This window comes from Allobosea sp. P1_A7 (genome assembly GCF_056406775.1).
The window spans coordinates 1-9,116 of sequence record NZ_JBFTZN010000243.1; the positions used below are offsets into that span (position 1 = coordinate 1).

Annotated in this window: 10 protein-coding genes; 4 read left to right on the forward strand and 6 right to left on the reverse strand. The window is 65.8% G+C overall.

Features of this window, described 5'->3' with window-relative positions:
* Together AC1D34_RS29260 and AC1D34_RS29265 are read left to right on the forward strand one after the other, a co-directional pair.
* On the forward strand, positions 1-656 hold a 656-nt coding region (locus tag AC1D34_RS29260; protein WP_476826099.1), incomplete at its 5' end, for an ABC transporter permease.
* A 123-nt stretch (positions 657-779) separates the two neighbouring features.
* Complete coding sequence (locus tag AC1D34_RS29265; protein WP_476826100.1) at positions 780-1,646, forward strand: NAD(P)-dependent oxidoreductase; 867 nt, start codon at positions 780-782, stop codon at positions 1,644-1,646.
* A gap of 16 nt (positions 1,647-1,662) precedes the next feature.
* On the opposite strand, the gene AC1D34_RS29270 is transcribed toward AC1D34_RS29265, so the two are convergent.
* From AC1D34_RS29270 to AC1D34_RS29290, 5 genes are all read right to left on the reverse strand, one after another.
* A complete protein-coding gene (locus AC1D34_RS29270) occupies positions 1,663-2,304 on the reverse strand; it encodes a uracil-DNA glycosylase family protein (RefSeq protein WP_476826101.1) in 642 nt (213 codons plus the stop codon).
* The gene (locus AC1D34_RS29275) at positions 2,301-2,771 is read right to left on the reverse strand and encodes a hypothetical protein (RefSeq protein WP_476826102.1); all 471 of its coding nucleotides are present in this window, start codon (positions 2,769-2,771) and stop codon (positions 2,301-2,303) included. Before AC1D34_RS29275 ends, AC1D34_RS29270 begins: the two co-directional genes overlap by 4 nt.
* Positions 2,768-3,235, reverse strand: coding sequence for a hypothetical protein (locus AC1D34_RS29280; protein ID WP_441489196.1), 468 nt, complete (start codon positions 3,233-3,235; stop codon positions 2,768-2,770). Before AC1D34_RS29280 ends, AC1D34_RS29275 begins: the two co-directional genes overlap by 4 nt.
* Entirely contained in the window at positions 3,235-3,846 is a 612-nt protein-coding gene (locus tag AC1D34_RS29285; protein ID WP_441489195.1) for a glutathione S-transferase family protein, read from the reverse strand. Before AC1D34_RS29285 ends, AC1D34_RS29280 begins: the two co-directional genes overlap by 1 nt.
* Positions 3,847-4,045: 199 nt before the next feature.
* Positions 4,046-4,597 carry a thermonuclease family protein gene (locus AC1D34_RS29290; RefSeq protein ID WP_441489194.1) on the reverse strand — a complete coding sequence of 184 codons (552 nt, stop codon included), beginning with the start codon at positions 4,595-4,597 and terminating at the stop codon, positions 4,046-4,048.
* 85 nt (positions 4,598-4,682) lie between these two features.
* Here AC1D34_RS29290 and AC1D34_RS29295 point away from each other — a divergent pair, with 85 nt between their 5' ends.
* Positions 4,683-6,200, forward strand: a complete 1,518-nt coding sequence (locus tag AC1D34_RS29295) for a sensor histidine kinase (RefSeq protein ID WP_476826103.1) — start codon at positions 4,683-4,685, stop codon at positions 6,198-6,200.
* Between the two features lie 525 nt (positions 6,201-6,725).
* Positions 6,726-8,054: an MFS transporter gene (locus tag AC1D34_RS29300; protein ID WP_476826104.1), complete on the forward strand. Its 1,329-nt coding sequence runs from the start codon at positions 6,726-6,728 to the stop codon at positions 8,052-8,054.
* A gap of 104 nt (positions 8,055-8,158) precedes the next feature.
* Here AC1D34_RS29300 and cobT read toward each other — a convergent pair.
* On the reverse strand, positions 8,159-9,116 hold a 958-nt coding region (gene cobT, locus AC1D34_RS29305; RefSeq protein WP_476826105.1), incomplete at its 5' end, for a nicotinate-nucleotide--dimethylbenzimidazole phosphoribosyltransferase.

A 9,116-nucleotide genomic window follows, 5' to 3' on the forward strand; every position in this document is an offset into this window, starting at 1 on the left:
GCCGGATGGCGAGCGGCCTGTGGGTGACCTTCGAGCTTGTCGTGATTTCGGTCGCGATCGGCTTTGTGCTGGCACTCGGGCTCGCCATCGCACGGCTTTACGGGCCGCGCTGGGCCAAGGCCGCGATCAACGGCTACACCACCTTCTTCCGCGGCACGCCGCTGCTGTGCCAGCTCTTCCTGGTCTATTACGGCCTCGGCCAGTTCCGGCTGTTCTGGCAGGATGTCGGGCTGTGGTGGTTCTTCCGGGAGCCGTTCTACTGCGCGCTGCTGACCTTCACCGTGAACACGGCCGCCTATCAGGCCGAAATCCTGCGCGGCGCAATCCAGTCGATCCCGCGCGGCCAGTTCGAAGGCGCCATGGCGCTCGGACTGCATCGCTGGTCGACCTTGCGCCTTGTGATCATGCCCCAGGCGATGATCCTGGCGCTCAGGCCACTCGGCAACGAGCTGATCGTGATGATCAAGGCCAGCGCAATCGCCTCGCTCGTCACGCTGTTCGACCTCATGGGCGCGACGAGGCTCGCCTTCGCCCGGTCCTTCGATCTCACGATCTATCTCTACGCCGCGCTGATCTATCTTCTCCTGGTCGAGGTGATCCGGCGGGTCTGGGACCGGCTGGAACTCAGGCTGACGCGGCATATGGCGCTACGCTGAGCGGGGCGCGCCGCGCCCCCTCTCCATTTCCGACAAAGTGCCTTGGCGTCCGCGCGACTTCCCCCAATGGGTCGCGCGCGCTACAGGCCGAAGCGAAACCAGAACCTATCAGCGGAGCGGAACATGGCTAAGGTTGCCTTCATCGGTCTCGGCGTCATGGGCTACCCCATGGCCGGCCACCTCAAGGCCAAGGGCCACGACGTCACCGTCTATAACCGCAACGCGGCCAAGGCCCAGGCCTGGGTGGCGCAGCATGGCGGCAAATCCGCCCCGACGCCGGCCGARGCGGCCAGGGGCCAGGAGATCGTCTTCGCCTGCGTCGGCAATGACGACGATCTGCGCTCCGTGACCATCGGCGAAGCCGGAGCCTTCGCGGGCATGGCGAAGGGCGCTGTCTTCGTCGACCACACCACGGCCTCGGCTGGCGTCGCCCGCGAACTCGACGCGGCCGCGAAGGCCGGCGGCTTCGGCTTCATCGATGCGCCGGTCTCCGGTGGCCAGGCCGGCGCCGAGAACGGCGTGCTGACCGTGATGTGCGGCGGCGCGCCGGAAACCTATGCCCGGGTCGAGCCGGTGATCGGTGCCTTCGCGCGGATGTGCAAGCTGATGGGCCCGGCCGGCTCTGGCCAGCTCACCAAGATGGTCAACCAGATCTGCATCGCCGGACTGGTGCAGGGGCTGTCCGAGGGCATCCATTTCGCCAAGCGCGCCGGCCTCGATGTCGAGTCCATGCTGGAGGTGATTTCCAAGGGTGCCGCCGGCTCGTGGCAGATGGAGAACCGCGGCAAGACCATGAATGCCGGGAAGTTCGACTTCGGCTTCGCCGTCGACTGGATGCGCAAGGACCTCGACATCGTGCTCGAGGAGGCGCGTCGCAACGGTGCCCAGCTCCCGGTCACCGCGCTGGTCGACCAGTTCTATGCCGAAGTCCAGAAGATGGGCGGCAAGCGCTGGGATACGTCCAGCCTGATTGCGCGCCTCGAGGATTGAGCGGGGCTCTCCGCGTTCACAGGACCAGCCGCGCCACCTCCTCGCGCAACACCGGCAGAAGCTCCGCCTCGAACCAGGGATTGCGCTTCAGCCAGGCGTTGTTGCGCCAGGAAGGATGCGGCAGCGGCAGCACCCGCGGGCGGCGTGGCTCCGCCAGGATCGCGCGCCAGCCAGCGACCGTGGCGGAGAGATTGGCACCCGCCTTCGCGCCGAGATGCCAGGCCTGCGCATAGCGGCCGATGGCGAGGACGAGCTCGACCTGCGGCATCGCCGCAAGCACGCGTGAGCGCCAGATCGGTGCGCATTCGCGGCGCGGCGGCAGATCCCCGCCCTGCGCGTCGAGCCCCGGGAAGCAATGGCCCATCGGCACGACCGCGACCCTGGCTGCGTCGTAGAACGCCGCTTCGTCGAGCCCGAGCCATTGCCGCAGCCGGACGCCGGACGGATCGGTGAACGGCTTGCCGCTGGCATGGACGCGGGTGCCCGGCGCCTGGCCGGCAATGCAAAGCCTGGCCGTCGGCGAGGCCTGGATCACCGGGCGCGGCTCATGCGGAAGCGGCGGCTGGAAGCGCGGCTCGTCGCGACAGATGCGGCAGGCAGCCAGTTCCCGCAGCACCGCGGCGAGCGTTTCCGGCGCACGCTCCCGATCCGGCTTCATCGCGCCGCCAGACGGGACGGCTCCCCGCGCCGCTGCGAAATCAGGCCGTCGCAGGTCCAGATCTTGGCGCTGGTCGCATAGCCATGCGGATCACCCGCTTCGATGGTGGCGATGCCGTTGATGCGGCCGCTCGGCCGGTTGCGCAGGACATAGAGGTCTCCGCTGCGCTCGACCGTGAAGCAATAGGTGCGACGCTGCTCGGGCGGTCCGTAGTAATAGCAGACCGCGTCCGGCGTGGTCGTCCAGCAGGCGTCGCGGTTCGGCACGTGCCGGTTATGTCCGCTCGCCCGGCCGTCGGCGTGATGGTACTCGCTGAAGGGCATGCCGTTATTGTAGCGGCCGCTTACGGTATTGCCTTCGAAAACGCGGCGGATGTCCTCGCCGCTCAGGCGCTCCGCGGCCTTCGCCGGAGAGTTGGTGGCGGCCTGAAGCATGAGCGCAGCCGCAAGGAGCAGCAGACGCATCATCGCGAGGCAAGCCTGCGCCGTGACATCGGGACCTCAGGTGCCTGCGAGATCAAGCCGTCGCAATACCAGGGCTCCCCCTTGTCGGAATGCCCGCGCGGATTGCCGGGCTCGATCGTGGCAAGAGCATTGATCTGCCCGTTCGAGACATTGCGCAGGACATAGAGCCGATCCGTCAGCTCAACCGTGAAGCAATGCACGGTGCGGTCGCTGGGAGGGCCATAGTAGTAGCAGACCTGATCCTCCTTCGTGATCCAGCAGGCATCCTTGTTCGGCTGCCAGCCATTATGGCCGAGTGCGCGGCCATCCGGCTCATGATACTCGGTGAAGAACCCGCCATTGGTGTAGCGGCCGCTCACCGTGTTGCCCTCGAAGGCTCGCTTGATCGCCTCGCCGTTCAGCCGTTCGGCCGCGACGGAGGGCTGGACCAGCACAAGCAGCGCCAGAATGGCGAAGACCGGTCGCATCAGGCCTTCCAGCTTGGCCGCGCGGACACTTCGTCATGCCACCGGCGGATGTTGACGCATTCCTCAGGCAACCGAACCCGGGACGGCTTCATGAAGTCGACGGCGATGCCTCCAGTGATATCGGCCACCGTGAACCGATCCCCGGACAGGAAGCGGCTACCCGCGAGCTGGAGCTCCATGATCAGGAGGTGGTCATCGATCTGCTCGCGGCTGGCCTCGGCCCATTCCGGCACCTGATGCTCGAGCTCCGCCATCGACGGGTGGCTGTGCCGGAAGACAGACATGACACTGCTGAACAGGCCCAGCTCGACGCGCCGGTTCCACATCTCGATCTGCGCCTGTTCCTTGGCATCCCCGCCGAAGAGCACGGGTTGGGGATGCAGGCTTTCGAGATAGCGGCAGATCGCAATCGTCTCGGCGAGCGCCGTTCCATCGTCGAGCATCAGCACCGGCAGGCGCTTCAGCGGGTTGATGCGGGCGAATTCGGGCGTGAGGTGTTCCTTCCGGGTGATATCGACCGGCACGAGCTCCGGGAGGGGAACGCCCTTCTCTGCGAAGAAGATGCGGACCCGCCGCGGATTGGGCGCGCGCCCGCCATCATAGAGCTTCATCGTCAACCTCATCGGAAACCGCGTGCGAACCCGACCATGGCGGAGGTCCGGCGGTCAACCATTTCAAACCCATTCGTGATGGCGCAGCCATGCGCGCTAGAGTCGCCCTGCGTCCGTTCGGACGCAGGTTCGGCGATCTAGCTCCTTGCTTAAGCATCGGATTTTCCGAAAACCGGATTCCACTTTTCGGTCCAATGCTCTACCGCGGATGAGCCTTGCGCCACGCCTCCGGCCGCTCGAACTGCAGCGCCCAGATGCCGCGCCCGGCCGCTCGCGCCTCGTCTTCCTCGCTGCGATAATCACCATAGGCGACGGCATGGCCCTGCCGCACCATCGCGGCGTTGATATCGGTCTCGCCCTGCCTGCAGCGTGCGAGGCCGCGGCCGTAGCGATCGACCCGGCCGATGTCGCAGGTGACGAGACCGCGCCCGATCAGCGCCAGCAGGGCACGGCGGGCGGCACGGCCGCAATCCACATCCCTGCCCGCGCTGTCGCGACAGCTCTGGCGGAATTCCGGGGCATCGATGCCTTCGAGCCTGAGCTCTTCGCCATTCAGCCGCAGCGAATCGCCATCGATCGCCTGGGCGGCTCCGGCAAGCATGCGGGCAGGGCCAAGCTTGTATTGCAGGACAGCGCCGGCAATCGCCAGCAGGCCGAGCAGCCCGAGTGCGACGACCAGATCGACCGGGCGGCTGACGCGGCGCCAGCCGAAAGGTCCATATCGAGATCGTCCGAATCCGAAGCGCGCCATCAGTAAGAGCTTAACGATTTCGAGACCATAATGGCGAGCCGGGCGTGCAGGGTCTGCCGCCGGAAGAGGTAGATGCGTTCCGATTATGGCGGAAGTGACGGCCGAACAGATCCAGCGAGGGCGCGGTCCCGACCCTACGGCGTTGGCGCGGCGCAAGCTCGTCACGCGCGAGGTCAAGTCCGTGCGCGAGCGGCTGACCTCGACGACCGGCCTCGAACGCGCCTTCGACTACGAATTGCTGCGGGTCTTCGCCCAGTATCGGATGCACGGCTCGGTCGGCGCGCTGGTCCTGGCGTTGTGCATCGCGACCGCCGCTTGCCTCTGGGTCCCGGCTTACCAGGTCACCACCTGGCTCGGCATCGTCATCCTTGCCTCGGCCGTCATGGTCCTGCTTTGCCGCCGCTTCCTGGCACAGCCGGCCGGCGAGGTGAATATTCGGCGCTGGCGCCGCCTGCTGCCGGCGGCGGAAGCCTTTCATGGCCTGTCCTGGACGTTGATCCTCGTCCTGTTCGCACAGGTCGACGGGCCGGGGGCCAAGGTCTTCGTGATGACGACGCTGCTGGTCGTCAGCGCGCTGACCGTAATGCTGGCGGCGACGATCCCGCTTGCGGTCTATTCCGGGCTGGGGCCGGTCACCATCGGCATCACGCTGTTCTTCTGGGGCCGTTCCGACATCGACAGCGTCACCATGGCGCTGATGGCGGCATCGGCCCAGCTCTTCTTCATCTTCCTCGCCCACCGGCTCTATTCGAGTTCGGTCGCAACCATCGAGTTCCGCGCCGAGAAGGACGCGCTGATCGCCGAGCTCGAGACTGCGACCGCGAATTCCGACGAGGCGCGCCGCAAGGCCGAAGAGGCCAACCTCGCCAAATCCCGCTTTCTCGCCACGATGAGCCATGAGCTGCGGACGCCGCTCAATGCCATTCTCGGCTTCTCCGAGGTGATGAAGAACGAGATCTTCGGCGTTCACGCCAACCCGGCCTACAAGGAATATTCGGGCGACATCCACGGCTCCGGCCAGCATCTGCTCAACCTGATCAACGAGATTCTCGATCTCTCGCGGATCGAGGCCGGCAAATACGCGCTGAACGAAGAGGCCCTCAGCCTGGCAGGCGTGGTCGACGAATGCCGGCACATGCTGAAGCTGCGCGCCAAGGCCAAGGGGCAAACGATCCGCGAGGCGGCCGAGCCCGATCTGCCGAAGGTCTGGGCGGACGAGCGCGCGATCCGGCAGGCGGTACTCAACATCCYGTCCAACGCGATCAAGTTCACGCCGCAGGGCGGCGACATCACCATCAAGGTCGGCTGGACGGCGAATGGCGGACAATACGTCTCGGTAACGGACACCGGGCCGGGCATTCCCGAGGATGAAATCCCGATCGTGCTGCAGACCTTCGGGCGCGGTTCGCTCGCCATCAAGACCGCCGAACAGGGCTCCGGCCTGGGGCTGCCGATCGTGAAGGGGCTGCTCGATCTCCATAATGGCGGCTTCCATCTGAAATCCAGGCCGCGCGCCGGCACGGAAGTGACGATCACCCTGCCGCCCGAGCGCGTGATGGACACGCTGGCGGCGCTGCCCGAGCCGGCACGATCGGCGGCTTAGGCGCGCGCACGGGATGCGCTCGCCAGAGCGGAGTTCCGATCGGATGGAACGAGGCCGCCGAGACTGCCCGGTTCCATCACGCAGATCGCCGGAACGGCCTCCCCGCTCGCGAAGGGAGAGCGAATGAGCGCTGCCATGGCGCGCGATCCGGCACGCTGCCGGGGCAGGTGGTGGGGCATATCTGAGGGGCTGCCGCGCCAACCGTGACAGCATCCGAAGCGATCACTTTGACGCTCCCGGCAATTCCGGCAGTCACCGCTCGCCCAGCTGGCTTCAAGTAGAAAATCGATACCGCAACCGCCCATTAAGGATTAAAATGGCGGCTACGCCCTTGTTTCACGGCGGGTAGGAGGGAATGACGGCTCGCGGCGCCCATGGCCGTTGGAGCTCCCCTCGAGCGGTACAGAGCTTCATACGGCAAGCGCAGCGGACGGCACCCCCACAGCTGTCGCGCGTGGATTTCGCAGTGCGAGCCATCAAGCGTGAAACACCGGAGTAAGTGCCTTGAAGTAAAGGGAGGGCGTCATGCCCATCCAGATCCCGAGTGATTTCCGCCGCGTGATCGTCGCTGCATCGGTGGGGAATGTCATCGAATGGTATGACTTCTACATATTCGGCAGCTTGGCCGCCATTCTGTCGGTCAAGTTCTTCGAGCAGAGTCATCCGGTCGCGGCATTACTGAGCACGATCGCGCTGTTTACCGCCGGTTTCCTGATCCGTCCGCTGGGAGCATTCCTCTTCGGATGGATGGGCGATCGGGTCGGCCGCAAATACACCTTCCTCGTTACGCTCAGCGGAATGGGACTGGGCACCGGGGCGATCGGGGCGATCCCGACCTACGACTCCATCGGTCTGACTGCCGCATTCATTCTCTTCGGTTTGCGGATCATCCAGGGCCTGTGCCTGGGTGGCGAATATGGCGGCGCCATCACCTATGTCGCCGAGCATGTTCCGGACGAGCGCCGCGGCTACTACACGGGCTGGCTGCAAACCTCCCCGACGCTCGGGATCGTGGTATCGCTCATCGTGATCATCGCGACCCGCACCTATTTCGGCGAGGCGACGTTCAACGCATGGGCTTGGCGCGTTCCATTCTTGATATCCTTCCTTCTGGTCGCCGTCGCAATCTACATCCGGCTCCAGCTCCAGGAGACGCCGATCTTCGAGGCGATCAAGGCCAGGGGACAGATGACCAGGAACCCCTGGAAGGAAGCCTTTCTCAGCCCCAACATCAAATATGTCGGGATCGCCACCCTCGTGCTGATCGGACAGGGAGTGGTCTGGTACAGCGGCCAGTTCTGGGCGTTGTATTTCCTGCAGCAGGTTTCAAAGCTGGACCCGCTGACCTCGTCCTACATCGTGGGAGCAGCGCTGCTCCTCGCAACCCCGAGCTTGATCTTCTTCGGCTGGCTATCCGACATCATCGGCCGCAAGCCAGTGATCCTGGGCGGCATGCTGCTCGCCGCGATCACGTACTATCCGCTGTACCTGTGGCTGGGAACGGTCACGCGACCCGGCAATGTCCACTTTCCGACCGCGATCTTCATCATCTTCATCCTCGTTTGCTATGTCGGGATGGTGTACGGGCCGGTCGGGGCCTTCCTCGYCGAATACTTCCCCGCCAGGATCCGGTACACGTCGGTATCGGTTCCCTATCACATCGGAAATGGCTGGGGTGGTGGATTGGTGCCATTCATCACGTCGGCGGCCTTCGCGGCGACCGGGAGCGTCGGCTACGCGTTGATCTACCCGATCGCCGTCCCGGCCGTGTGCTTCGTGCTCTGCCTCTTCCTGATGCCGGAAACGCGCCAGATCAGTATCTGGGAACCCTTCGAGACGAAGGCCGCAACCTGACGAGGTCGCGCATCTGCGGGGCTGTCGGGGCCCCGCACGGCGCGCTCAGGGCCTGAGTTCGAGACGAGCCTTGGGAGCAACGCTGCCGTCAGGCTCCCGCAGTTTCAGTCCTTCTTCGAGACCTGCGCCTGATCGAAGGTCGCCATGCCGGAATGGATGGCGGCGGCGGCCTTGACGAGGCTTGCCGCAAGCGCCGCCCCCGTGCCCTCGCCGAGCCGCATCTCGAGCGCCAGCAGCGGCTGCTTGCCGAGCCGGAGCAGCGCTTCGCGATGGGCGCCCTCGGCAGAGAGATGGCCGGCAAGGCAATGGTCGATCGAGGACGGCTCGATGGCGTGCAGGACGGCAGCGGCGGCGGTGACGACATAGCCGTCGAGGATCACCGGGATGCGCTGCAGCCGGGCGGCGATGATCGCGCCGCAAATGGCCGCGATCTCGCGACCGCCGAGGCGGCGCAGCACTTCCAGCGGGTCGCCCAGATGCGCGGCGTGGAAAGCGAGGCCCGCTTCGACAGCGGCAATCTTGCGATTCAGACCGTCATCGTCGACGCCGGTGCCGCGCCCGCACCACATCGCAGCGCCGCCGCCATAGAGCGCCGCGTAGATCGCAGCCGCCGACGTGGTGTTGCCGATGCCCATCTCGCCGAGGCAGAGCAGATCGGCCCCGCCGGCAAGCGCCTCCATGCCGAAGGCCATGGTCGCGACGCAGGCCTTCTCGTCGAGCGCATCACCTTGCGTGAAATCGCCGGTCGGCAGGTCGAGGGCCAGGTCAAAGACCTTGAAGCCGAGATCGAAGGCCGCGCAGATCTGGTTGATCGCAGCGCCGCCGGCGGCAAAATTCTCCAGCATTTGGCGCGTCACCGCCTGCGGATAGGCCGAGACGCCCTGCGCCACGACACCGTGATTCCCGGCGAAGACGCAAACCAGCGGCCGGTCGACGCGCGGGGGCGCCTTGCCTTGCCAGGCTGCGAGCCATTCGGCGATCTCCTCCATGCGGCCGAGGCTGCCGGCCGGCTTGGTAAGATCCTTGTCCCGGGCCCGCACAGCATTGGCGGCACCCATATCG

Excerpts from the sequence above, each read along its gene's own strand:
- AC1D34_RS29270 (WP_476826101.1), bottom strand. The coding sequence starts at position 2,304 with ATGAAGCCGGATCGGGAGCGTGCGCCGGAAACGCTCGCCGCGGTGCTG.
- AC1D34_RS29275 (WP_476826102.1), bottom strand. The coding sequence starts at position 2,771 with ATGATGCGTCTGCTGCTCCTTGCGGCTGCGCTCATGCTTCAGGCCGCC.
- AC1D34_RS29280 (WP_441489196.1), bottom strand. The coding sequence starts at position 3,235 with ATGCGACCGGTCTTCGCCATTCTGGCGCTGCTTGTGCTGGTCCAGCCC.
- AC1D34_RS29285 (WP_441489195.1), bottom strand. The coding sequence starts at position 3,846 with ATGAAGCTCTATGATGGCGGGCGCGCGCCCAATCCGCGGCGGGTCCGC.
- AC1D34_RS29290 (WP_441489194.1), bottom strand. The coding sequence starts at position 4,597 with ATGGCGCGCTTCGGATTCGGACGATCTCGATATGGACCTTTCGGCTGG.